This is a genomic window from Kurthia zopfii (assembly GCF_003143955.1).
In the GTDB taxonomy this organism is placed as follows: Bacteria; Bacillota; Bacilli; order Bacillales_A; family Planococcaceae; genus Kurthia; species Kurthia zopfii.
The window spans coordinates 34,567-58,478 of the sequence record NZ_QFVS01000009.1; the positions used below are offsets into that span (position 1 = coordinate 34,567).

The window sequence follows — 23,912 nt, forward strand, 5'->3', positions numbered from 1 at the left end:
TATTTTGCTAAAAAATATTGACTATACCTATTATTTCCTGTTTAATTAGTTTGTTTTGAAAATTCAATTTAGAAAAGGAATGTGATTGATGAAAAGAAGGTTTGGTTTTTTCATGCTCGTACTATCAATGATGCTAGTGCTAGTGGGCTGTAACTCAGCAACTCAAAAAGATGAGGCTGAACAAAGTAAGAAAGAAACAAATGAAGACAAGTTTTTAAATAAAGTTGATGAGCATTATGCTTATGAATTTGCGAAAAGTTTAGAGCAATTTAAGACGAATGACAAGTTAGGATATCGAACTGCAGGTTCAGAAGCGGAACTTCAAACCGGCGAACATATTCAAAAAGAGATGAAGAAGCTCGGTTTGCAAGAAGTGACGAAAGATGAAATTACAGTAGATTCTTGGACTTTTGAAAAAGCTGACTTAACTTTCAAAAATACTAAAGATGCTAAAGAAGTTGCGGTGCTAGGTGGTTATCAAATTAATTTTGATACGAAAGGTTCGAAGGAATTTGAAATTGTCTATGCGAACCGAGGAACTGCGAAGGATTTAGAAAATTTAGATGTAAAAGGCAAGTTAGTTTTAATAGATATTAATCAACGTGAAGATTGGTGGATTAACTATCCATCTTATCAAGCGCATTTAAAAGGTGCTGCAGCTGTAATTGCGGTACAAAATGGCGGCTATGCTGAAGTAGATGATTCAGCATTGAATGCACAAGATATTTGTGGTCCAGATGATGCGCCGGCATTCTCGATGTCACGTAAAAATGCAAAAGAATTGAAGAAAGTATTAAAAGCGAATAATAATTCGGTAAAAGTAAGTTTAGATGCGAAATCAACAGTGAAGATGGATCAACCAACGTATAATTACTACGGTAAAATCGAAGGTACAAATAAGGAATCATATATTTTATTATCTGCGCATTATGACTCTTATTTCGACGGATTCCAAGATGATAATTCAGCGATTGGTTTAATGTTAGGTATTGCAAAAGCAATGAAGGAAACAGGCTATAAACCAGAGAAAACAATTATTTTCAATGCATTGGCTGCGGAAGAATGGGGCGTATCGAATACGCGTTATGACTGGTCAACAGGTGCATTTAATCAAATTTTCAACGTACATCCTGAATGGGCGAAACAAACTTTTGCCAATATTAATTTTGAATTACCAGCATTTGAACATATGGATGCAAATGAAATCCGCTCGGTATATGAGTTCAAAGATTTCTTAACGGATTTTGCGACAACCGTTCCTAAAGTGAATGGTATTTATAAAGATGGCATTAAAGTAGTAACACCACTACAAACTTGGTCGGATGATTTTTCATTCTCGATTGCAGGGATTCCAGCAATTCGAAATGACTTCCAAGATAGCCAATTCATGCATACGCACTATCATTCACAATATGATGATCAAGAAACGTATAATAAAAAAGTTATGAAATATCATATGAATATGTATGGAACACTTGCGATGCAATACGATAAACAAGCTGTAACACCATTACATTTCACAACACGATTAGATGAAATGCAAAAAACAATCGATAAAAAAGTGAATGGACAAAGTGATGAGTTAGAAAAAGCGATTGCACAGACAAAGGAATTAGCAGTAGCGAATGATAAAAAAGTAGATGAAGTGAATGCTTCTTATAAAAAAGCGTACGAAGCAGGAGATATGAAAGAAGCTCAAAAGATTTTAACAGATCACAAAGTTTTAAACGATCAACTACTTGCGACATTCAAACAAGCACAAGATGATTTAGTTCGTCTAACTTGGGAAGATGAAGTGATTTTCCCGCATGAACATGCACAAAATAATATCACGAATTTATCGAATGCAATCACAGTTTTAAAAGCAGGGAAAGTGACGAAAGCTCTTGATGATTCACTGTATTTAATCGATAACAACTGGTATGCATATGACTTCGAAAAAGAAGTGTATGATTACTTCACAAATTACGTGACGGATCAACCAACTGACCGCCTAATGTGGGGAGCGGGTCGCATCGTCGGTCATGAAGATTTATACGATGTCATCCATTCGCTACAAAGTAAAAAAGATGGTGACGATGTGAAGACGGAAATCGCATCGTTAGAAAAAGCGTTAGAAACGCAAAAAGTACTATTAAAGAAAACAAATAATGAAGAAATCCAAAGTTTAGAGAAATTACAACAGCTTTTAAAAGCTAAGTAGTAGAAGTTGGATTGAACCTCGAATCGAAAATGATTCGAGGTTTTTTTATGTTAAAAGCATTTTTCACATTGGTCACAATAAAAGCATATTTCCATAGTTTTAAAAACTTACTTGAAAGAAATAGTGCGCCACTTGTCCGCAGAAAGCATTCGCTAGTTATGAAAAATTGAAAAACTAGATGGATAACAAATACAAACAGATAAAATAAATCTAAAATTTGAAACCGTTTTTTTCAAATTGTCGAAGAAAAGGACAAGCAAAACGAATAAAACATATGATATAATTAATCTATTATGCAAAGAAGGATGTGACTGACCTTGGTGCGAAGTATGACTGGTTTTGGCAGGGGTGTCACAATGACGGAACAATTTCAGCTCACGGTTGAGATTCGCTCCGTAAATCATCGGTTTTTAGAAGTGTCTACGAAGTTCCCAAAGGAATGGGTAGAAGCCGAGATTCATACTAAGAAGCTACTATCATCTTTACTCTCAAGAGGGAAATTAGATGTATTCGTACATGTAAAGCAGAACGAACAACAAGCGCCGAAAATCAAAGTGAATTTACCAACCCTACTCGCGTATAAAGAAGCGAGAGAAGAAGTGAATAGCATTTTACCTTTAACAAAGGAATGGTCAATGCAAGAAATATTAGCCATTTCGGATGCTTTGATTGTTGAATCAGCTGAAACACCAAATGAAGTAATTTTACAAGCTGTGAATATCGCAGTGGATGAAGCAGCGCAATCGCTCATTTCGATGAGAGAACGAGAAGGTCAGCAACTATACGAAGTTGTCAAAGGATTTAGAGCAGAACTTATGCAGCATATTGAGGACATACGCCAAGTATCATCTCAAGCTGTCGATAAGTATCGTCAAAAGCTCCTGCAAAGACTACAAGAATTTACGACGAGTGAAGTCATTGAAGACCGTTTATTAACGGAGATTGCAGTGTTTGCAGAGAGAGTAGATATTGCAGAAGAATTGGATCGACTGACGAGCCATTTTGAACAATTAGCAGAAACATTGAATGAAACTGGTCCGATTGGCCGAAAATTAGATTTCCTCTCACAAGAAATTCATCGAGAGATCAATACAATCGGTTCTAAAAATCAATCATCAGTTGCTTCAATAGCAGTTGTACAAGCAAAATCTACACTTGAAAAATTGAGAGAACAAGTACAAAATATTGAATAATTATGTTATTAGTAGTATCATTAATTATTTGTAACGACAAGGAGATAAAATGAGAAAAGAACGTGGATTACTGATTGTATTATCAGGCCCTTCAGGTGTCGGAAAAGGCACTGTACGTAAGGAACTGTTCTCACAACCAGATACGAATTATGAATATTCAATTTCAATGACGACACGCAAAGCTCGCGAAGGCGAAGTGGATGGCGTGGATTATTTCTTCAAAGATAAAGAAGATTTTGAAGTATTAATCGAGCAAGGTAAATTGCTTGAGTATGCTCAATACGTTGGAAACTATTATGGAACACCGATTGACTACGTTAATCAAACTTTAGATGCTGGGCGCGATGTATTTTTAGAAATAGAAGTACAAGGTGCGACTCAAATTCGTGAAAAAGTTCCGGATGGTCTATTTATTTTCTTAGCTCCTCCAAGTCTTTCTGAACTACAGAGCCGCCTTGTCGGTCGTGGTACAGAGACAGAGGATGTTATTGCGAATCGTATCGCAGCTGCAAATAAAGAGCTTGAAATGATGAATTTATATGACTACGTTGTCGAAAACGATGAAGTTACATTAGCTTGTGACCGTATAAATTCAATTGTTGTTGCTGAACATTGCCGACGTGAACGAGTGGAAAAACAATATTTAGCGATGCTAAAAGGAGAGTAATATAACATGTTATATCCATCAGTAGATAAATTAAAAACTAAAATCGATTCAAAATATTCTTTAGTGAGCCTTGCATCTAAACGTGCGCGCGCTATGCAAGAAGGTAGTTCAGAACGCCTTTCTTCATATGAATCACACAAAAACGTAGGGAAAGCGCTTGAAGAAGTAGCTGCTGGCGTTTTAACTCAAGTAAAACAAGATGAAAAAGCAATTTACGAGGATGAAGTTTAATCTCGAGACGGCAGAGAGAGGCTCCCAGAGAAGATGATTCTTTGGGAGCTACTTTTGTATAAATAGAACAATTTTGTAAAAGGACAGAGAGGATGAATCAAATGTTAACGAATAAAAAAATCTTACTTTGTGTAACAGGTGGAATCGCCGTTTATAAAGCGGTTGCCCTAGTTAGTAAATTAACGCAAGCGGGTGCAACTGTAAAAGTGATCTTGTCGGAATCAGCGATGGAATTTGTTCAACCATTAAGCTTTCAAGTGATGAGTAAAAATGATGTGTATTTCGATACTTTTGACGAAAAAGATTCATCTGTCATCGCACATATTGATCTGGCGGATTGGGCGGATTTAATTATAGTAGCCCCTGCAACAGCTAATTCAATTGGCAAACTAGCAAATGGTATTGCAGATAATATGATTACGACAACATTATTAGCCGCGACTGCACCAGTATGGATTGCACCAGCGATGAATGTACATATGTATGATCATCCTGCGGTTATTCGAAATATAAATCAACTTGCTGCGGATGGTTACCAATTCATAGAACCATCAGAAGGCTATTTAGCTTGTGGCTATGTTGGTAAAGGTCGATTAGAAGAGCCTGAAAAAATTACTGCATTAGCTTCGAAATTTTTTGAACCGAAAGAGCAGCCTTTAAAAGGAAAAAAAGTCATTGTCACAGCTGGCCCAACTAGAGAACGCATTGATCCAGTACGCTATTTAAGTAATTTCTCGACAGGTAAAATGGGATATGCAATGGCGAAAGCAGCGCGTGGTCTAGGCGCAAATGTCACGCTTGTTTCAGGGCCTGTCGCTTTAGCAAAACCAGCAGGAATCAATGTTGTAGATGTAGAAAGTGCTGAGGAAATGCTTCAAGCGGTGCTAGCGGAATACGATGACTGTTCGATTGCGATTAAAACGGCAGCGGTAGCAGATTACCGTCCGAAAAATCAAATGGGTCAAAAGATGAAGAAACAAGAAGGCGATGCAGCCATTGAGTTAGAAAGAACGACAGATATCTTGAAAACTCTCGGTGAGAGAAAACAAAATCAGTTGTTAATTGGTTTTGCTGCTGAAACAAATGATGTCCTACACTATGCTGAAGGTAAGTTGAAGAAGAAAAATGCGGATTATATCGTGGCGAATGATGTATCTAAAACGGATCGTGGATTTGGTGCAGATGAAAATACGGTAACGATTGTCGGCAAGAATGATTTTCTAAAAAGCTACCCTTCGGAAAATAAAGAGCAGTTAGCGAAAAAGGTTTTGGCAGACATTATTAAAAGAGAAGGGCTTTAATAATGATTGCTCAAGTGATCGTCGATGTATCGGCGTATCCAGTAGACAGACCTTTTGACTATCTTGTCCCGCAAAATATGGAGCAACTGATCGAAGCTGGGTGTCGTGTCAAAGTACCTTTTGGTCATCGTGATGTTTTAGGGTTTGTCGTTGGATTTGTAGATGAGACAGACGTTCCTCAAAATAAGTTGAAGCAAGTTTCAAAACTATTGGACATTGAACCAGTTATTACTGAAGAAATGTTAGCGATGTCAAAATGGATGACGCATAAAACGCTTTGCTATGAAATTGATGCGCTTCAAGTCATGCTACCTTCTGCTTTACGTGCAAAATACGAAAAGAACGTACAGTTACTCGTTGAACTTAATCAAATCGATCCACAATTAGCTGCTCAATTTGGTCAAAAAACGGTCGTTCCTTATAAGAAATTCGAAAATGCTCAACTTCTTGAAGTGTTGAAATCTTCTATTAAAAAGCAGCAACTTCAAACTGTGACAGTCGTAAAACAGCAAGGAAAGATGAAATCTGTTCGTAAATTTGAGGTGCAGGATGATGCACAACAATTACAAACGATTAATGAACAACTTTCGAATCGTGCGAAAAAGCAAAAACAAGCGATTGAATGGCTTTCAAATCATATTGGCGAGCGTTTTACACCACAGGAATTACTGAAACAAGCGGGGATTTCAGCATCTGTTTTAAAAGCGATTGCGGAGTTAGGTGTTGGACGATTTATTGATGAAGAAACGTACCGTGATCCATTTTCTCACGAAGTAGGGCATACGAAAGCACTTCAATTAACGGAAGAGCAATCGACTGCGCTGAGTGATATTACAACGACGATGAATCAGCAAAAAGCAACTACATTCCTACTGCATGGCGTTACGGGTAGTGGTAAGACGGAAGTTTATTTACAAGCTATTCAAAAAACTATTAATGAAGGCAAGGAAGCGATCGTACTCGTTCCTGAAATTTCATTAACGCCAATGATGACGGAACGATTCCGCGGAAGATTTGGTGAATTAGTAGCGGTTATGCATAGTGGCCTGTCGCAAGGTGAGAAATATGATGAATGGCGTAAAATCCAAAGAGGCGAAGTGAAAGTAGTTGTAGGTGCGCGATCGGCTATTTTTGCACCATTTACAAATGTTGGCCTCATTATATTAGACGAAGAACATGAATCGACTTATAAACAGGAGGATACGCCTCGCTATCATGCGAGAGATGTCGCAATTTGGCGTAGCGAATTTTATAACTGTCCGGTTATTTTAGGTAGTGCTACACCAGCTTTGGAAAGTTTTGCGAGAGCGCAAAAGGGTGTTTATCATTTACTCAGTTTGAAACAACGCGCGAAATCACAAGCGCTACCGGTTGTTGAAATCGTCGATATGCGAGATGAATTGCATAAAGGAAATCGTTCGATGTTTTCGATTAGTTTAGCGGAAGCAATACGCCAAAGATTGGAAAGAAAAGAGCAAATGGTTCTCTTTTTAAACCGACGTGGATATTCATCGTTCGTTTTATGCCGAGATTGTGGTACAGTGGTACAATGTCAAAATTGTGATATTTCACTTACCTATCATAGAAGTTCTGAAAAATTAAGATGCCATTACTGCGGCTATGAAGAGCATGTGCCAACTGAATGCCCAGAATGTCAAAGTGAGCATATTCGATTTTTTGGGACAGGTACGCAGAAAATCGAGAGCGAAATTTACAAAGTTTTCCCAGAAGCACGTGTCATTCGTATGGACGTAGATACGACAAGACAAAAAGGTGCGCATGAACGATTATTGGAAGATTTCGGTGCAGGTAAGGCAGATATACTTTTAGGAACGCAGATGATTGCGAAAGGATTAGATTTTCCAAACATTACATTGGTTGGTGTCATGAGTGCGGATACTTCATTGAACTTACCAGATTTCAGAGCTGCTGAAAAAACGTATCAATTATTGACGCAAGTAAGTGGCCGTGCTGGCAGACATGAATTACCGGGAGAGGTTATAATTCAAACTTATACGCCTGAACATTACGCGATTGAATTAGCACAAGCGCAGATTTTCGAGCCTTTTTATGATCAAGAGATGACCTTGAGAAGAAGATTCGCATATCCGCCATATTTCTATGTTGTCCTTATTCAAATTAGTCATGAAGATGTGATGAAAGCAGCAGAGTATGCAGGTTTAGCAAGTGATTTCGTGAGACAGAATTTGTCGAATCAAGTACAGCTTATTGGACCAACTGCGGCATCAATCAGTCGCATCCAAAATAGATATCGCTACCAATGTTTGATAAAATATAAAAGAGAACCTCAATTGAATGACGTTTTGAAAAAATTAATTAAGTTATACCGTACAGATTGGATTAAGAAAGGTGTCTTAATGACAGTTGATTTAGACCCATCATCCTTCTAGTACGTTAGAAAAGAGGAAAATAAATTGCTATTAACAATTATTGAAAACCCAGCAGAGGTGTTATCAACATCTGCAAAAGAAGTTACAAAATTTGATGAGAAATTAGCTACGCTTCTTGATCATATGTATGAAACAATGGTTGAGTCTGATGGAGTTGGAATCGCAGCTCCTCAAGTAAACGAAGGCATCCGCGCAGCGGTACTTGAATTAGGCGAAGAGCGTGAAGTATTAGAAGTTATCAACCCAGTAATTACGGAGTATTCTGTTGATACGAATGTTGATTTAGAAGGTTGCCTAAGCTTCCCAGGACTTTTCGGAGAGGTAGAGCGTTCAAACGGTGTACGTGTAGAAGCACAGGATCGTGACGGTAACCTATTCCAAATTGAAGCATATGATTATGACGCGCGCGTTCTGCAACATGAAATCGATCATTTAAATGGTATTCTTTTTGATTCTAAATTAATTCGCATTTTAACGGATGAAGAATTGGAGCAATTATACGCTGAGGAGGAAGAATAATTATGACATCCATCGTATTTATGGGAACACCTCAGTTTTCTGTACCCGTTCTACAAATGTTACATGATGAAGGTTATGACATTAAAGCAGTTGTTACACAGCCAGATCGTCCAGTAGGTCGCAAGCGTGTACTAACGCCTCCACCAGTAAAAGCAGCGGCTGTAGAATTAGGCTTACCTGTTATTCAACCTGAAAAGTTACGCGGTTCTGAAGAATTACAAGAAATTATCGCTTTAAATGCTGATATTGTTGTAACAGCAGCTTTCGGTCAAATTTTACCGAAGGAATTACTTGATGCGCCAAAATTGGGTTGTATTAATGTTCATGCTTCATTACTTCCGAAATACCGTGGTGGCGCGCCCATTCACCAAGCTGTCTTAGATGATGAATCAGAAACAGGCGTAACGATTATGTATATGGCTGTGAAATTAGATGCAGGAGATATTATTTCTCAAAAATCTATGGCGATTGAAGACCATCATACAACAGGTCAATTATTTGATGAACTCAGTATTATTGGACGCGATCTATTGAAAGAAACATTACCTAAAATCATCGCAGGTACGAATGATCGTATCGTTCAAGATGAAAGTAAAGTGACTTTTGCCTCGAATATTTCTCGCGAACAAGAACGTATTGATTGGTCGAAAAATGCACGTCAAATCTTTAATCAAGTACGTGGCTTAAATTCATGGCCGGTTGCTTATACAACTTTAAATGACGAAAATGTAAAACTGTGGGCAACGAGAGTTTCAGAAGAAAAAACAACTGAAGCACCTGGTACAGTTATTGCAAAATCGAAGAAATACTTCACTGTTGCGACAGGAGAAGGTCAAGCACTAGACATTCTAGAATTACAACCAGCAGGTAAAAAAGCGATGCCAGCAGTCAATTATTTGAATGGTGTAGGATCAAAATTGGAGATTGGGGATCACTTTGAATGAGCAAAATAAAAACTGAGAAAAAACGTGAAAGACAAGCAGCACACGCTGAGAGAAAAGCGAATAAGAAAAAAGCTAAACCAGCAATTTGGGATGGTAATGTTCGTGATGCCGCTTTAACAATTCTATTATCTGTTGATCAAAATCAAGCTTATAGTAACTTGTTATTGCACCAAACGATCGAAAAATACAAAATCGACAAAAAAGACCGTGGTTTATTAACGGAATTAACTTACGGTACTTTGCAATACAAAATGACTTTAGATTTCTATTTAGAGCCATATGTACGCGGGAAATTAGATGAATGGGTTCGTTGGTTATTACGTTTATCACTTTATCAAATCGCCTATTTGGACAAAATTCCAGACCATGCGGCTGTAAATGAAGCAGTTGAGATTGCGAAACACCGTGCGCGTCACCGTGGTGTAAGTGCTACAGTGAATGGTATTTTACGTTCAATTTTACGTGAAGGTGTTCGTGATACAACTTCGATTAAAGATGATGCAACACGTATTTCGATTGAAACAAGTCATCCTGAATGGTTAGTACGCCGTTATATCGAAGGCTTCGGTTTTGAGAAAACGGAAGATTTATTAATCGAAAATAACTTCCCACCACTTCAAACTGTACGTGTGAATAGCATGAAGGCAGATACAACAAAAGGTCTTGAAACACTATGGGCAGAAGAATATTCTGTAAAACGTAGTAGTACAATTCCTGAATGTCTTCATATTATCGAAGGTCAACCAGCACGTTCAAAAGCTTTTGCAGATGGTGTTATTACGATTCAAGATGAAAGTTCAATGATTCCTGCATATGCTTTAGATGTGAAACCAGGTATGCGCGTATTCGATATGTGTGCAGCACCAGGTGGTAAAACAACGCATATTGCGGAAAAAATGAATAATGAAGGTGAATTAATCGCGACAGATTTACACCAGCATAAAATGAAGTTAATTCAACAAAATGCAGATCGTCTTGGCCTGTCAGTTATTAAACCAGAAGTTTTAGATGGCAGAAAAGCAAAAGATCATTTCGAAAAAGAATCATTCGACCGTATTTTGGTAGATGCACCATGTAGTGGATTAGGTGTCATTCGCCGTAAACCAGATATTAAATATACGAAATCAGTTGAAGACTTCGCGTCATTACACGCTATTCAACTAGATTTATTAGATTCTGCTTACGAATTATTAAAAGTTCAAGGCAAAATGGTTTACAGTACGTGTACAATTGATAAAATGGAGAACGACGGAACGGTTGAAGCGTTTTTAGCAAAACATCCAGATATGGAACTTGCGCCGGTTGAAAATGCACCAGAAGCATTACCACAATTACGTGAAAATGGTATGATGCAAGTATTCCCTCAAGACTTCAACAGTGACGGATTCTTTGTCGCAGCATTCGTGAAAAAAGGGTAATTTTTTTAAATAAACTAAGTGCTGAACAGGCATTGCCTCTAAGCCAAAATGTTAGGAGATTCCAACAGTGGAACAAGAAAATTTAAAACCAGTAACAGAAAAGAAACGTGTCAAAAAAGAAAAACCAGTCTTAAGAGAATCAATTTACTCACTTTTACCTGAGCAATTAGAGCAATGGTTAAAAGATAATGGGGAAAAAGGATTCAGAGCAAAACAAATCTATGATTGGTTATATGTCAAACGTGTTTCTACTTTTGAAGATATGTCAAACCTTTCAAAAGAACTTCGTGATAAATTAGCTGAGAGCTTTGAACTTAGCACTTTAAAAACAATCATTAGACAAGAGTCTAAAGATGGTACAATCAAGATTTTATTCCAACTACAAGATGGTTATTCAATCGAAACAGTATTAATGCGCCATGAATACGGAAATTCAATTTGTGTAACGACTCAAGTAGGTTGCCGGATCGGTTGTACATTCTGTGCCTCAACTTTAGGTGGTCTAAAACGTCACTTAATGTCAGGTGAAATCATCGAGCAGGTTGTCAATGTTCAGCGTGAATTAGATGCGACGAATGAACGTGTATCAAGCGTTGTAATTATGGGAATCGGCGAACCATTCGATAACTATGACAATATGATGCAATTCTTACGTGTCATCAACCATAAACAATCATTAAATATTGGTGCTAGACATATCACAGTTTCTACATCGGGTATCGTGCCGAGAATTTATGATTTCGCGGATGAAGGTATGCAAATTAACTTTGCTGTATCATTACACGCACCAAACCAAGAAGCACGTCAAAAATTAATGCCAATCGCAAAAGCATACAAACTAGACGAATTGATTAAAGCTGTTAATTACTACACAGAAAAAACAGGTCGTCGTGTGAGCTTCGAGTATGGTTTAATGTCTGGACAAAATGATTCGATTGAAGTGGCAAATGAATTAGCAGATCTTATTCAAAATGTTAAATGTCATGTCAACTTAATCCCAATTAACTATGTACCAGAACGTGATTATATTCGTACATCACGCAGTAGTATTTTTGCATTTGAAAAAGCGTTGAAAAATCGTGGAATCAATGTAACGATTCGCCGTGAACAAGGTTCAGATATCGCGGCAGCTTGTGGACAATTACGCGCACAAGAACGTTCAGAAGAAACTGCACACTAGACGAGGTGAAAGTTGTGAGATATACCGTTGAAAGTGATATCGGTCAAAGAAGGTCAGTCAATGAAGATCGCGCAACTGTAATTTCCCGTAGCAATGAAGCCATCCATCTTGCCATCGTAGCCGATGGTATGGGTGGCCATAATGCTGGGGATGTTGCTAGCACAATGACTGTTGAAGGATTCCAAAAAAAGTTTAGCGAAGTGTCAATTACAGCATTTGAAACCGCTGAAAGTAGACAAGATTGGTTATTTGAAACAACAGTAGAATTAAATAAAATTGTTTATAAATACTCGCTAGAAAATGAAAATTGCAAAGGTATGGGTACGACGCTAATTGCTGCGATCATCGTGGGAAATGAAGCGTCTATTTGTCATGTTGGCGATAGTAGAGCATATCATGTAGATGCCGATACGATCGAATTAATAACAAGAGATCATTCATACGTCAATGTTTTAATCGATAGCGGTGAAATTAGTGAAGAAGAAGCAGCAACTCATCCGAAGAAAAACTATATTTTGAAATCATTAGGTACGGAGGAAACAATCGAACCCGATTTTTATAAATATCATTTTCAAGAAGATGAATTTTTACTAATTTGCTCAGATGGATTGAGTAATAAATTAGACAAACAAGAACTACATAAGCTCGTTACCTCTCCGCAATCAATCGATACAAAAGGAAAACAATTGGTGCAGCTGGCAAATGATCGCGGTGGTGAAGATAATATCTCGGTGATCCTTGCGCAGCCTCTAACTTATGGAGGTGAAGAAGTTGCTGATAGGTAAAAGAATTAATGGTAGATATAAAATTCTTGAAATGATTGGTGGAGGCGGCATGTCCACTGTGTATTTAGCACATGACATGATTTTAAACCGCGATGTAGCAATGAAAGTTCTGCGCTACACATTAAACGATGAAGAAGAGTCACATAGAAGATTTCAACGCGAAGCACTTTCTGCAACGAGTCTTAACCATCCGAATATCGTAAGTATTTTTGATGTTGGAGAAGATGAAGAAGATAGTTTGCAATACATCGTAATGGAATATGTAAAGGGCATGACATTAAAGCAGTATATTGTTGAATACGCGCCACTTGCACCAACACGATGCGTAGAAATCATGACGCAATTGACTTCAGCGATTGGCATGGCTCATCAAAATCAAATAATTCATCGAGATATCAAGCCGCAAAATATTCTAATGGATGAAGACGGCAATGTGAAGATTACAGATTTCGGTATTGCCATGGCTTTAACAGCGACTTCTTTTACAAAAACAAATTCAGTTCTCGGTACAGTACATTACCTATCACCTGAACAAGCGCGTGGTGGGATCGCTACGAAAAAATCTGATATTTACTCGCTCGGAATCGTCCTATATGAATTACTGACAGGCGAATTACCATTTTCAGGTGAATCAGCCGTGTCGATTGCATTGAAGCATTTACAGGCAGAAACACCATCGGTAAAAGCTGTCGTGCCATCGATTCCACAAAGCTTGGAAAATGTCGTAATAAAAGCAACTGCAAAAGAAGTTCGTCACCGCTATTTTACAGTGGAAAAAATGCGTGAAGATTTAGAAACGGTACTTGATGAATCAAGAGCGCATGAAGAAAAATTCACGATTCCAGAAGATCATGATGCGACGAAAGCGATGCCGATCATTAAAGTGAGAGATTTGGAAAAAGTAGAAGATCCAGATGAAACGGTCATTATTTCACCTGAACAAAAAGAAGTGAAGCCGAAGAAAAAAAGACGTAAAGGTCTATGGGCATTACTAATTCTTGCGTTGTTTGTTTTAGTAGCTGGCATTTTATTCTTTTTGAAACCGGATCTTTTCGCAGGGAAAAGAATAGCGATTCCAGATGTTTCAAACAATTCTTTAGACGATGCGATTGATGCACTTCAAACGGCTGGATTTACTATTGGTACGCAAACAATCAAAACTTCTTCAGATATTAAGGAAGGTAATGTGATTGGTACGAATCCTGAAGCAGGCGCCGAAAGAAAGAAAGGCACTGAAGTGGACATTATCGTGAGTGAAGGTAAGGAAAAACTAGAAATGTCGGATTATCTAGGTAAAAATATTGATCAAGTAAAAACATTACTCAGCAAAAAAGGTTTTGAAAAAGTGTCTGTGAAAAAAGCGTATTCTAAAAAAGCGATTGATACAGTCATAAAACAAACACCAGAAGCAGGGGAAGAAATCATTCCGAGTGAAGCTGAGGTTATTTTGACAATTAGTCAAGGTGAGAAAGAAAATATCGTATCAAATTTAACAGGACTTGATGAAACAGCATTAAAAACATATGCGGATTCATCTGGTTTTAATATTAAGATTGTCGATGAAGATTATTCAGATGATGTTGCGGAAGGCAAAGTAATGTCACAAAATATCACTGTAGGAACTTCACTAAAAGTAGGTTCGACAATTGAAGTTGTCCTTTCAAAAGGTCAAAAAGAAAAAGCAATCAAAACTTTTGTCAAAAAAATCGAATTAGATTTTGATCCAGAAGAAAATGCTGAAGGAAACGAACCAAGTTATCAAACTGTCAAAATCTATATTCAAGATGTTAAACACGAGCTGAAAGATATTAGCCAAGAATTTAGAATTTATGACGATATGGATAAGCGAATTTCTCTAGAAGTAGAGGAAGGAACAGAAGCAGCATATAAAGTAACGATTGATGATGAAGTTGTCTATAACGAAAAAATAAAATATGAAGATTTGTAATGATAATTGAGGAGGAAATGTATGGCGAATAGCCAAATTCGAAAAGCTTTAAGTGGCTTTTACTATGTATATGACGATGGCAAGCTTGTTCAAACAAGAGCGCGAGGGGTATTCCGTAAGCGAGGAATTACACCTTTAGTTGGGGATTTTGTAGAGTATGTTGTTGAAGGCGATAATGACGGGACTTTGACGAAAGTATTACCGAGAAAAAACGAACTCGTTAGACCGCCGATTTCAAATGTGGATCAAGCGATTTTAGTCTTCTCAGTAAAAGAGCCGAACTTCAATACAATTTTACTCGACCGTTTTTTAGTCGTTTTAGAATCATTTAGAATTCATCCGATTATTTGTTTAACAAAAATGGATTTATTACCAGAAGCAGAAGTAGAAGAAATCCAAAAATATAGTAAACAGTATGAAGATATAGGCTATACAATAATTCAGACGTACAAAGATAATCCGGCATTATTGGAGAAAATCACACCCGTTTTGGCAAATAAAACAACTGTTTTAGCTGGGCAATCTGGTGTTGGTAAATCAACATTATTAAATACATTAATGCCAGAACTTGATTTGAAAACAGGCGTCATTTCTGAAGCGTTAAACCGAGGGAAGCATACAACTCGCCATGTCGAATTAATCGAAGTCGCAGGTGGTTTAATTGCGGATACACCTGGATTTAGTTCATTCGATTTTGATACAATCGAGAAGGAAGAATTAACAAGTTGTTTCCCAGAATTACAGCGAGCATCTGAAAATTGTAAATTTAGAGGATGCCTTCACTTGAAAGAACCGAAATGTTTCGTCAAAGAACAATTAGAAAATGGAGAAATCGAACAATATCGTTACGACCATTATCTTCAGTTTTTACAAGAAATTACAGACAGAAAGCCGAGGTACTAATTATGATAAAAATCGCACCATCAATTTTAGCGGCTGATTTCGCTAAATTAGGTCAAGAAGTAGCAGAAGTAGAAAAAGCAGGCGCTCATTTAATTCACGTGGACGTTATGGACGGCCATTTCGTACCGAATATTTCATTTGGTGCAGTCGTAATGGATGCTATTAAACCGTACACAACATTACCATTAGACGTACATTTAATGATTGAAAATCCAGATCAATACATCGAGCAGTTTGCAAAAGCAGGCGCAGAATACATTACAGTGCATGCTGAGGCTTGCCCGCATTTACACCGCACGATTCAATTAATTCGTTCATATGGTGTGAAACCGGGTGTTGTATTAAACCCTCACACTTCAGTTGAATCAATTAAACATGTGTTAGAAGATATCGACATGGTGCTACTTATGACAGTAAATCCTGGTTTCGGTGGTCAAAAATTCATCGAATCAGTCGTACCAAAAATCGCTGAATTATCATATATGATTAAACAAAAAAATCTTGATATTGAGATTGAAATTGATGGCGGCATTACTGCTGAAACAATCGTTCCTTGTGCGGAAGCAGGCGCTACAATTTTCGTAGCAGGTTCTGCAATTTTCGGTAAAGAAGATCGTGAAGCGGCACTTCAATCAATTTTAGTAGCTGGAGAAGAAGCTGTAAAATGACTGTAGCGGTCGTTGTAGCAGGTGGTCCAAAAGAGGAAATCGTATTGAACGATTTCCTTTTTGCACATGAAGAAGTATTTTATGTGGGTGCGGATCATGGCGCAATCGTGCTAATGGAAGCTGGAATTAAACCTCATGCCGCAGTAGGGGATTTCGATTCTTTGACTCAAGAAGAGTGGCACCAGATTGGGCAGTATGTAGAGGATATTGAAGATTTTCAAGCAGAAAAGAATGAAACGGACACAGAGCTAGCTATTTTAAAAGCGCTTGAAAGTTCCCCAGAGAGGATTTATATTACGGGGGTTACTGGAGGTCGTCTGGATCATTACGAATCGAATTTACATACTTTATATCGCTTACAGAAGGAATACCCTCATGTCGAGATGTATATCATTAATAAATTGAACTGCTTAAGTTTTTTAAATGCGGGAATGAATGAAATTCGCAATGACTCATTTTATAAATATTTATCATTCTATCCTTTTGGAGAAAATGTCGAAAATATGACATTAAGAGGTGTGAAGTACGAAACGACAGATTTAGATATGCCTGTTGGATCCGGAAGATTTACGAGCAATGAATTTGTTGAGGAAGTTGCAACTGCTACTTTTTCAAAAGGAACTTGCTTGATGATTCGCAGTAAAGATGAATAAATTAGTGGACAGATGACCGAGGAAGTGGGGTGTCTGTTTTTTTGTTTTGCAATAGGGTATTAACATAATTCACAGAAATAACGAATGCTTCACACTTGTCTTTCGCAAGGATTCTACATCACGCAAAGCAATTGACGAGAATATGTAGAAATCCGATCTTTTGAAACACAGCCGTCACAAAATCAAAAAGGAAGCAACTCCTAAGAGTTGCTTCCTTTTCAAAAATAGAATTAAACGCGTTCTACTTTACCCGATTTTAAAGCACGAGTAGAAACCCATACTTTTTTCGGTTTACCATCAACTAAGATACGAACTTTTTGTAAGTTTGCACCCCAAGTACGTTTGCTTGAGTTCATAGCGTGAGAACGGTTGTTACCAGAACGAGCTTTGCGTCCAGTAATTACACATTGTTTTGGCATATTATTTCCCTCCTATATAAGAAGTTGAAAGTTCATGTTTCACTTCGATATTTCACATACTTTAATAATTTAACATACACTATATTACATTGCAACTCATTTTCTTTGCCTTTCAAGAAAAAAACCTTTACACCCTTTAAATCTTTTTCTTTCTCACCAAAAATAAGGAAAAAAGTATACGTTTATTTTCTATATCGTAACTTACTACGACTATTTTGTGCATTTTACTTTACGATATGAAGGAATATGCTTAATATATAGACTTCGGTGTTGTATAATATACAATGTATGTTTAGAAGTTGTTCAATGAATAAAAAAAAGAGTACAATAGAAAATAGCTAACTTTAAGTCAGGGGGCCAAATCATGTCAGTAGAACTTAAAAATGAATTCGGTAGCATCGATATTTCAAATGATGTAGTATCACAAATTGCAGGCGGTGCAGCAATTGAGTGTTACGGAATCGTAGGTATGGCGAGTAAACACCAAATCCGCGATGGCTTAACCGACATTTTACGTAAAGAAAACTTTGGCAGAGGCGTTGTTGTGCGTCAAGCAGGCGATCAACTTCATATCGATATGTATGTAATCGTAAGTTATGGAACGAAAATCTCTGAGGTAGCCTACCAAGTGCAGTCAAAAGTAAAATATACATTAGACAAAACACTAGGTATGTCTGTCAGCTCAGTTAATATCTATGTGCAAGGTGTTCGTGTAGCGAACGTGTAAGAGGAGGAACTTATTCAAATGAAGTCATTAGACGGAATCAAATTTGCAGAAATGGTACAAATGGGTGCTCATCACTTATCGCAAAATGCTGATTATGTAGATGCATTAAACGTTTTCCCAGTACCAGATGGTGATACAGGTACAAACATGAACTTATCAATGACATCTGGCGCGAAAGAAACGGCTGCAAAAGTCAATTCAAGTATTGGTAAAACAGCTCAAGCTTTATCAAAAGGTTTATTAATGGGCGCACGTGGTAATTCAGGTGTTATCCTATCTCAACTTTTCCGTGGATTCGGAAAATCAATTGAAAAAGAAGATACGGTTACTACAGTGCAATTTGCACAAGCTTTCCAATATGGTGTAGACACAGCTTATAAAGCGGTAATGAAGCCTGTTGAAGGTACAATTTTAACTGTTGCACGACTAGCAGCAGAACAAGCGGTTAAATCTGCTCAAAAATCGGATGATATTATTCAAGTAATGGAAGAAACTGTTGCAGCTGCTAAAGTAGCATTAGATCAAACACCTGAATTACTTCCTGTTTTAAAAGAAGTAGGCGTAGTAGATAGTGGTGGACAAGGCCTTCTTTATGTTTACGAAGGTTTCTTAGCAAGCTTAAAAGGTGAAGCATTACCTGCTAAAACAGAAATGCGTACAATGGATGATTTAGTAAGCGCTGAACATCACACTGCACAAGATTTCATGAACACTGCTGATATCGTATTCGGTTATTGTACTGAATTCATGGTTCGTTTTGAGGATGATAAAAAGCCATTTGACGAAGCAAAATTCCGTGAAGATATGAGTAAATTCGGTGATTCACTATTAGTCATTTCAGATGATGAAGTTGTGAAAATCCACGTTCACTCTGAAACACCAGGTGATGTAATTGCTTATGGTCACCAATATGGTAGCCTTGTAAAAGTAAAAGTTGATAATATGCGCGAACAACATACTGAAATTGTTGGCGAAGAGCATAAAGCAATGAAAAAAGTTCCTTACGCAGTTGTAACTGTTGCGATGGGTAAAGGAATCAAAGAATTACTTGAAAGCATGGGTGCTTCTTATGTAATCGAAGGCGGTCAAACAATGAACCCTTCTACAGAAGATATCGTAAAAGCTGTTCAAGAGGTTGGTGCTGAAAAAGTATTAATCCTACCAAACAACAAAAACATCGTTATGGCTGCGGAACAAGCTGCTGAATTACTAGAAATCGAAGCTGCTGTAGTTCCTACTAAGACAATTCCTCAAGGTTTAAGTGCATTACTTTCATTTAACCCTGAAGCAACTGTTGAAAGTAACAAAAATGCGATGACATCAGCAATTCAAGGTGTTAAAACTGGTCAAATTACATTTGCAGTTCGCGACACTTCAATTGATGGTGTAGAAATCCATAAAGATGATTTCATGTCTATGGCAGAAGGTAAAATTGTGAAAGCAACTCCTTCAATGACGGAAGCTACTCAATTCTTAATCGACGAAATCGTTGATGAAGATGCAGAAATCATCACTGTAATTTATGGTGAAGATGCGACTGAAGCGCAAGTTGAAGAAGTTACTACTTACATCGAAGAAAAATTCGAAGATGTAGAAGTAGAAGTTCACAATGGTAAACAACCACTTTACCCATTCATTTTCTCTGTAGAATAAATAATAGAATATAAGGGGGATTGCTTAATTGCAGTCCCTTTTTTATGTGGGTAAATTTGGGTTTTGTTAAATATCTTGGTAGTTTAAAGAGACTTTCGTTATAACTTTCAGAAATAACAAATGCTTCACACTTGTTTTTCCGCAGGAGTCCTCGTTATTTCTTTCAATGAAGATGTATCGATCGGTTTCTCAATAAGTTAATAAAAGGAATTCATGATCAATCGAAAGTAAAGAAACATAATGAATACGACTATAAACGAATTGATTGATTTAGAGTTAAAATTTGATTGGAATTAATGAAATAAATTGTACTTATAAATCAATTTTTATTTATGCGAAAATACTTGGAAAATAGTTCTAGCGCTCGTTTCAATATTTTGTCTAAATTGTTTGGGTTTTGCCCTTTCATGATGTAATATTGGTAAAGAGAATAGTATGCAAGGAGGAAAAAATCATGAAATTTACATCTGTTTTTGATATTATAGGTCCCGTTATGATCGGACCATCCTCATCCCATACAGCAGGTGCTGCGCGCATCGGGCGTGTGGCGAGAGATTTATTTGGCAAACAACCGACTTGGGCAAAAATCCATCTTTATGGTTCGTTTGCAGAAACGTATAAAGGGCATGGTACGGATGTCGCGATTGTCGGTGGATTATTAGACTATGATACGTATGATGAGCGTATTAAGACATCTTTTAAAGACGCTGAACGCTTAGGTCTTACTTTTGAATTCATCCCAGAAACGGGTAGTGTAGAACATCCTAATACAGCACGAATTGTTATTGGTGATGATGAGTCTGAATTAAGTATGGTCGGAATTTCTATCGGTGGTGGAGCAATTGAAATTACCGAATTAAATGGATTCCCACTGCGTATGTCTGGCGGTATGGCAGCAATTCTAGTCGTACATAACGACCGAGCGGGAGTAGTTGCGAATGTCGCGGTATGTTTAGCAAACCATTCAATTAACATTGGACATATGGAAGTTTCACGAAAAGAGCGTGGCAATATGGCGTTAATGGTAATTGAAGTCGATCAAAATATTGCGCCGACTATTTTAGAAGAAATCGAGTTATTACCGAATATTACGAAGGTAACGAGAATAAAAAATTAGGAGGCAACTACGATGGAAGTATTATTTCGCAATGTGCGTGATTTAGTAGAGCGTGCAGAAAATGAAAATAAATTAATTTCAGAAATTATGATTGAACAAGAGATGATCGTATCTGAAAGAACGCGTGAAGAAATTATGGAGCAGATGTATCGTAATCTGGAAGTAATGGAAGCGGCAATAGAGCGTGGATTAAAAGGTGTACAATCGGTAACTGGTTTAACAGGCGGCGATGCAGTATTAATTCAAGCATATATGAAAACTGGTAAATCATTATCAGGTGATTTATTACTAGATGCGGTTAGTAAAGCAGTTGCTACGAATGAAGTAAACGCAGCAATGGGGACGATTTGTGCTACACCAACAGCTGGTTCAGCAGGCGTAGTTCCAGGAGCGCTTTTTGCAGTGAAAAATAAATTAAATCCGACAAAAGATGAGATGGTTCGCTTCTTATTTACAGCGGGTGCTTTTGGTCAAGTTGTTGCCAATAATGCCATGATTTCTGGTGCAGCAGGCGGTTGTCAGGCAGAGGTAGGTTCAGCGGCAGCGATGGCGGCGGCAGCAATTACAGAAATGGCAGGCGGATCACCACAACAAAGTGCGCATGCGTTCTCTATTTCATTGAAAAATATGCTAGGATTAGTATGTGACCCAGTAGCGGGGCTTGTAGAAGTTCCATGTGTAAAACGTAATGCAATGGGTGCTGCCAATTCATTAGTATCAGCAGATATGGCTTTAGCAGGAGTCGAGAGTAGAATTCCTACAGATGAAGTAATAGATGCGATGTATCGAATTGGGCAAACAATGCCGGTAGCATTAAGAGAAACAGCACAAGGAGGACTCGCAGCAACACCGACTGGGAAATGGTTAGAAAAACGTATTTTCGGAGGTGCAGTAGCGAATCGTGGCTAGTGACTTAACACAGCCTGTCACCGAATTAAGTGGTGTTGGGAAAGCGGCGGCAGAAAACTTAGAAAGCATGAAAATACATACCGTTGAGGATTTAATTTGGACTTTTCCTTATCGGCATGAAGATTTTCGTCTGAAAGATCTTGCGGAAACACCCCATAATGAAAGAGTTACTGTTGAGGGCAGAGTCGAAAGCGTACCAACAGTTCTTTTTCTTGGCAATAAAAAATCAAGATTACAAGTACAGATGTTAGCTGGTCGTCACCTGATTAAAGTCGTATTTTTTAACCAAGCGTATTTAAAAAATAAGCTTGAACCAGGGATGATGATCACAGTAACAGGTAAGTGGGATCGAGGGCGCCAAGTCATCAATGGGACTAGCGTCAATTTTGGCGACCAAAATGAACGAGCGGATTTTGAACCTGTTTATAGCGTAAAAGGGAAGCTTTCGCAAAAGAAATTCCGACATTTTATGAGGCAGGCGCTTGACCTTTACGGTGATCAAATCGCAGAAACATTACCGAATGAACTATTAGAAAAGTATAAACTCGTACCAGTAACGGAAGCTTTGGAAGGGATTCATTTCCCGAAAAATCTTGATGAGACGAAGCAGTCGAGAAGACGATTCGTTTATGAGGAGTTATTACAATTCCAATTGAAAATTCAAACACTTCGTAAATCTCGAAAAGAAGATGAGCAAGGGACGAGTATTCATTATGACCTTGAAAAATTAAAATCATTTTTCGAGTCACTTCCATATGAACTAACTGGCGCGCAAAAGCGAGTGGTGAATGAAATATGCAAGGATTTACTCGTCCCACATCGTATGAACCGCCTTTTACAAGGTGATGTAGGTTCGGGGAAAACAGTCGTAGCAGCGGCGATGTTATATGCAGCAGTTACGGCTGGTTTCCAAGGTGCGCTAATGGCTCCTACAGAGATATTAGCTGAACAACATGCGGATAGCTTTAGTGAATGGTTGGAACCGCTAGGAATCAATATGGCTTTATTAACTGGTTCAACTAAAGCAAAAGCGAGAAGAGAAATCTTGGAGAGACTATCGACAGGTGAAATCGATATCGTTATGGGGACGCATGCATTAATTCAGCCAGACGTTATTTTTAAGCGACTTGGTTTAGTAATCACGGATGAGCAACATCGATTCGGTGTAGAGCAGCGTCGTATATTGAAAGAGAAGGGTGAAAATCCAGATGTTCTCTTTATGACGGCTACGCCAATCCCACGTACATTGTCGATTACTGCATTCGGAGAGATGGACGTATCCATCATCGATGAATTACCAGCAGGTCGTAAGGAAATCGAAACGCATTGGTTGAAGCATGAGCAGTTTAATCAAGTACTTCAAAAATTAGAAGCGGAACTTCGCGCTGGTAGACAGGCGTATGTCATCTGCCCTTTAATTGAAGAATCGGATAAACTCGATGTTCAAAATGCGGTTGATGTATTCCAACAACTTTCAACTGTATTCCATAACAAATACAATGTAGGACTCATGCATGGTCGACTTCACTCGAACGACAAGGACGCTGTTATGCGTGAGTTTAGTGAAGGGAACTTACAAGTATTAGTATCAACGACTGTAGTCGAAGTAGGTGTGAACGTACCGAATGCGACATTTATGGTCATTTATGATGCTGAAAGATTTGGTCTTGCTCAACTTCACCAATTAAGAGGTCGTGTCGGTCGTGGCGAACATCAATCATACTGTATTTTGCTAGCTGATCCTAAAAGTGATGAAGGAAAAGAACGTATGATTTCGATGGTTGAGATGACAGATGGCTTTAGATTAGCAGAGAAAGACTTAGAATTAAGAGGACCTGGTGACTTCTTTGGACGTAAACAAAGTGGCTTGCCAGAATTTAAAGTAGCGGATTTAGTACATGATTATCGCGCCTTAGAAACAGCCCGTCAAGATGCGGTTCAACTCGTTTCGGATGATGAATTTTGGACGCATGAACGCTACGCAAATTTAAGAAAAACACTTGAGCAGTCGGGTGTTCTCGACGGCGAAAGAATTGACTAATAGAAGGGGATGCGCGTCGTTT

Annotated in this window: 21 protein-coding genes; 20 read left to right on the forward strand and 1 reads right to left on the reverse strand. The window is 38.0% G+C overall.

Going from position 1 to position 23,912, the window contains the following annotated elements; translation table 11 throughout:
- Positions 1–88 precede the first annotated feature (88 nt).
- From DF281_RS05175 to DF281_RS05245, 15 genes are all read left to right on the forward strand, one after another.
- On the forward strand, positions 89–2,203 hold the full coding sequence (locus DF281_RS05175; protein WP_197721259.1) for a M28 family peptidase: 2,115 nt from the start codon (positions 89–91) through the stop codon (positions 2,201–2,203).
- Positions 2,204–2,532: 329 nt separating this feature from the next.
- Complete coding sequence (locus DF281_RS05180) at positions 2,533–3,396, forward strand: YicC/YloC family endoribonuclease (protein ID WP_307725163.1); 864 nt, start codon at positions 2,533–2,535, stop codon at positions 3,394–3,396.
- 49 nt (positions 3,397–3,445) lie between these two features.
- The gene (gene gmk, locus DF281_RS05185) at positions 3,446–4,063 is read left to right on the forward strand and encodes a guanylate kinase (RefSeq protein WP_109349189.1); all 618 of its coding nucleotides are present in this window, start codon (positions 3,446–3,448) and stop codon (positions 4,061–4,063) included.
- Positions 4,064–4,069: 6 nt separating this feature from the next.
- Positions 4,070–4,294, forward strand: a complete 225-nt coding sequence (rpoZ, locus tag DF281_RS05190) for a DNA-directed RNA polymerase subunit omega (RefSeq protein ID WP_109349190.1) — start codon at positions 4,070–4,072, stop codon at positions 4,292–4,294.
- Between the two features lie 101 nt (positions 4,295–4,395).
- A complete protein-coding gene (gene coaBC / locus DF281_RS05195) occupies positions 4,396–5,595 on the forward strand; it encodes a bifunctional phosphopantothenoylcysteine decarboxylase/phosphopantothenate--cysteine ligase CoaBC (RefSeq protein WP_109349191.1) in 1,200 nt (399 codons plus the stop codon).
- A gap of 2 nt (positions 5,596–5,597) precedes the next feature.
- Positions 5,598–8,006 (forward strand): primosomal protein N', encoded by a 2,409-nt coding sequence (priA, locus tag DF281_RS05200; RefSeq protein WP_109349192.1) that lies wholly within the window; start codon positions 5,598–5,600, stop codon positions 8,004–8,006.
- A gap of 24 nt (positions 8,007–8,030) precedes the next feature.
- Complete coding sequence (gene def, locus DF281_RS05205) at positions 8,031–8,525, forward strand: peptide deformylase (RefSeq protein WP_109349193.1); 495 nt, start codon at positions 8,031–8,033, stop codon at positions 8,523–8,525.
- A 2-nt stretch (positions 8,526–8,527) separates the two neighbouring features.
- Positions 8,528–9,469 carry a methionyl-tRNA formyltransferase gene (fmt, locus tag DF281_RS05210; protein WP_109349194.1) on the forward strand — a complete coding sequence of 314 codons (942 nt, stop codon included), beginning with the start codon at positions 8,528–8,530 and terminating at the stop codon, positions 9,467–9,469.
- A complete protein-coding gene (gene rsmB / locus DF281_RS05215) occupies positions 9,466–10,887 on the forward strand; it encodes a 16S rRNA (cytosine(967)-C(5))-methyltransferase RsmB (protein WP_109349195.1) in 1,422 nt (473 codons plus the stop codon). Before fmt ends, rsmB begins: the two co-directional genes overlap by 4 nt.
- Before the next feature lie 67 nt (positions 10,888–10,954).
- Positions 10,955–12,067: a dual-specificity RNA methyltransferase RlmN gene (gene rlmN / locus DF281_RS05220; RefSeq protein ID WP_109349196.1), complete on the forward strand. Its 1,113-nt coding sequence runs from the start codon at positions 10,955–10,957 to the stop codon at positions 12,065–12,067.
- A 14-nt stretch (positions 12,068–12,081) separates the two neighbouring features.
- Positions 12,082–12,852, forward strand: coding sequence for a Stp1/IreP family PP2C-type Ser/Thr phosphatase (locus DF281_RS05225; RefSeq protein ID WP_109349197.1), 771 nt, complete (start codon positions 12,082–12,084; stop codon positions 12,850–12,852).
- On the forward strand, positions 12,839–14,800 hold the full coding sequence (pknB, locus tag DF281_RS05230) for a Stk1 family PASTA domain-containing Ser/Thr kinase (RefSeq protein ID WP_109349198.1): 1,962 nt from the start codon (positions 12,839–12,841) through the stop codon (positions 14,798–14,800). The genes DF281_RS05225 and pknB overlap by 14 nt, the downstream gene beginning before the upstream one ends.
- Before the next feature lie 21 nt (positions 14,801–14,821).
- Entirely contained in the window at positions 14,822–15,703 is an 882-nt protein-coding gene (gene rsgA, locus DF281_RS05235; protein WP_109349199.1) for a ribosome small subunit-dependent GTPase A, read from the forward strand.
- A gap of 2 nt (positions 15,704–15,705) precedes the next feature.
- Entirely contained in the window at positions 15,706–16,371 is a 666-nt protein-coding gene (rpe, locus tag DF281_RS05240; protein WP_109349200.1) for a ribulose-phosphate 3-epimerase, read from the forward strand.
- Entirely contained in the window at positions 16,368–17,024 is a 657-nt protein-coding gene (locus tag DF281_RS05245; RefSeq protein ID WP_109349201.1) for a thiamine diphosphokinase, read from the forward strand. Before rpe ends, DF281_RS05245 begins: the two co-directional genes overlap by 4 nt.
- Before the next feature lie 230 nt (positions 17,025–17,254).
- Here the strand turns inward: DF281_RS05245 and rpmB are convergent, their stop codons facing one another.
- Positions 17,255–17,443, reverse strand: coding sequence for a 50S ribosomal protein L28 (gene rpmB / locus DF281_RS05250; RefSeq protein WP_109349202.1), 189 nt, complete (start codon positions 17,441–17,443; stop codon positions 17,255–17,257).
- Between the two features lie 364 nt (positions 17,444–17,807).
- On the opposite strand from rpmB, the gene DF281_RS05255 reads away from it, so the two are divergent.
- The 5 genes from DF281_RS05255 (at position 17,808) to recG (ending at position 23,890) form a co-directional block, all read left to right on the forward strand.
- Entirely contained in the window at positions 17,808–18,170 is a 363-nt protein-coding gene (locus tag DF281_RS05255) for an Asp23/Gls24 family envelope stress response protein (protein ID WP_109349203.1), read from the forward strand.
- 18 nt (positions 18,171–18,188) lie between these two features.
- Entirely contained in the window at positions 18,189–19,823 is a 1,635-nt protein-coding gene (locus DF281_RS05260; RefSeq protein WP_109349204.1) for a DAK2 domain-containing protein, read from the forward strand.
- Between the two features lie 454 nt (positions 19,824–20,277).
- Positions 20,278–20,940: an L-serine ammonia-lyase, iron-sulfur-dependent subunit beta gene (gene sdaAB, locus DF281_RS05265; RefSeq protein WP_109349205.1), complete on the forward strand. Its 663-nt coding sequence runs from the start codon at positions 20,278–20,280 to the stop codon at positions 20,938–20,940.
- 12 nt (positions 20,941–20,952) lie between these two features.
- Positions 20,953–21,849, forward strand: a complete 897-nt coding sequence (gene sdaAA, locus DF281_RS05270) for an L-serine ammonia-lyase, iron-sulfur-dependent, subunit alpha (protein ID WP_109349206.1) — start codon at positions 20,953–20,955, stop codon at positions 21,847–21,849.
- On the forward strand, positions 21,842–23,890 hold the full coding sequence (recG, locus tag DF281_RS05275) for an ATP-dependent DNA helicase RecG (protein WP_109349207.1): 2,049 nt from the start codon (positions 21,842–21,844) through the stop codon (positions 23,888–23,890). The genes sdaAA and recG overlap by 8 nt, the downstream gene beginning before the upstream one ends.
- The last annotated feature ends 22 nt before the right edge of the window (positions 23,891–23,912 follow it).

Coding starts and splice junctions, on each gene's coding strand:
- DF281_RS05175 (WP_197721259.1), top strand. CDS start 89: ATGAAAAGAAGGTTTGGTTTTTTCATGCTCGTACTATCAATGATGCTA.
- DF281_RS05180 (WP_307725163.1), top strand. CDS start 2,533: ATGACTGGTTTTGGCAGGGGTGTCACAATGACGGAACAATTTCAGCTC.
- gmk (WP_109349189.1), top strand. CDS start 3,446: ATGAGAAAAGAACGTGGATTACTGATTGTATTATCAGGCCCTTCAGGT.
- rpoZ (WP_109349190.1), top strand. CDS start 4,070: ATGTTATATCCATCAGTAGATAAATTAAAAACTAAAATCGATTCAAAA.
- coaBC (WP_109349191.1), top strand. CDS start 4,396: ATGTTAACGAATAAAAAAATCTTACTTTGTGTAACAGGTGGAATCGCC.
- priA (WP_109349192.1), top strand. CDS start 5,598: ATGATTGCTCAAGTGATCGTCGATGTATCGGCGTATCCAGTAGACAGA.
- fmt (WP_109349194.1), top strand. CDS start 8,528: ATGACATCCATCGTATTTATGGGAACACCTCAGTTTTCTGTACCCGTT.
- rsmB (WP_109349195.1), top strand. CDS start 9,466: ATGAGCAAAATAAAAACTGAGAAAAAACGTGAAAGACAAGCAGCACAC.
- rsgA (WP_109349199.1), top strand. CDS start 14,822: ATGGCGAATAGCCAAATTCGAAAAGCTTTAAGTGGCTTTTACTATGTA.
- rpe (WP_109349200.1), top strand. CDS start 15,706: ATGATAAAAATCGCACCATCAATTTTAGCGGCTGATTTCGCTAAATTA.
- DF281_RS05245 (WP_109349201.1), top strand. CDS start 16,368: ATGACTGTAGCGGTCGTTGTAGCAGGTGGTCCAAAAGAGGAAATCGTA.
- rpmB (WP_109349202.1), bottom strand. CDS start 17,443: ATGCCAAAACAATGTGTAATTACTGGACGCAAAGCTCGTTCTGGTAAC.
- DF281_RS05255 (WP_109349203.1), top strand. CDS start 17,808: ATGTCAGTAGAACTTAAAAATGAATTCGGTAGCATCGATATTTCAAAT.
- DF281_RS05260 (WP_109349204.1), top strand. CDS start 18,189: ATGAAGTCATTAGACGGAATCAAATTTGCAGAAATGGTACAAATGGGT.
- sdaAB (WP_109349205.1), top strand. CDS start 20,278: ATGAAATTTACATCTGTTTTTGATATTATAGGTCCCGTTATGATCGGA.
- sdaAA (WP_109349206.1), top strand. CDS start 20,953: ATGGAAGTATTATTTCGCAATGTGCGTGATTTAGTAGAGCGTGCAGAA.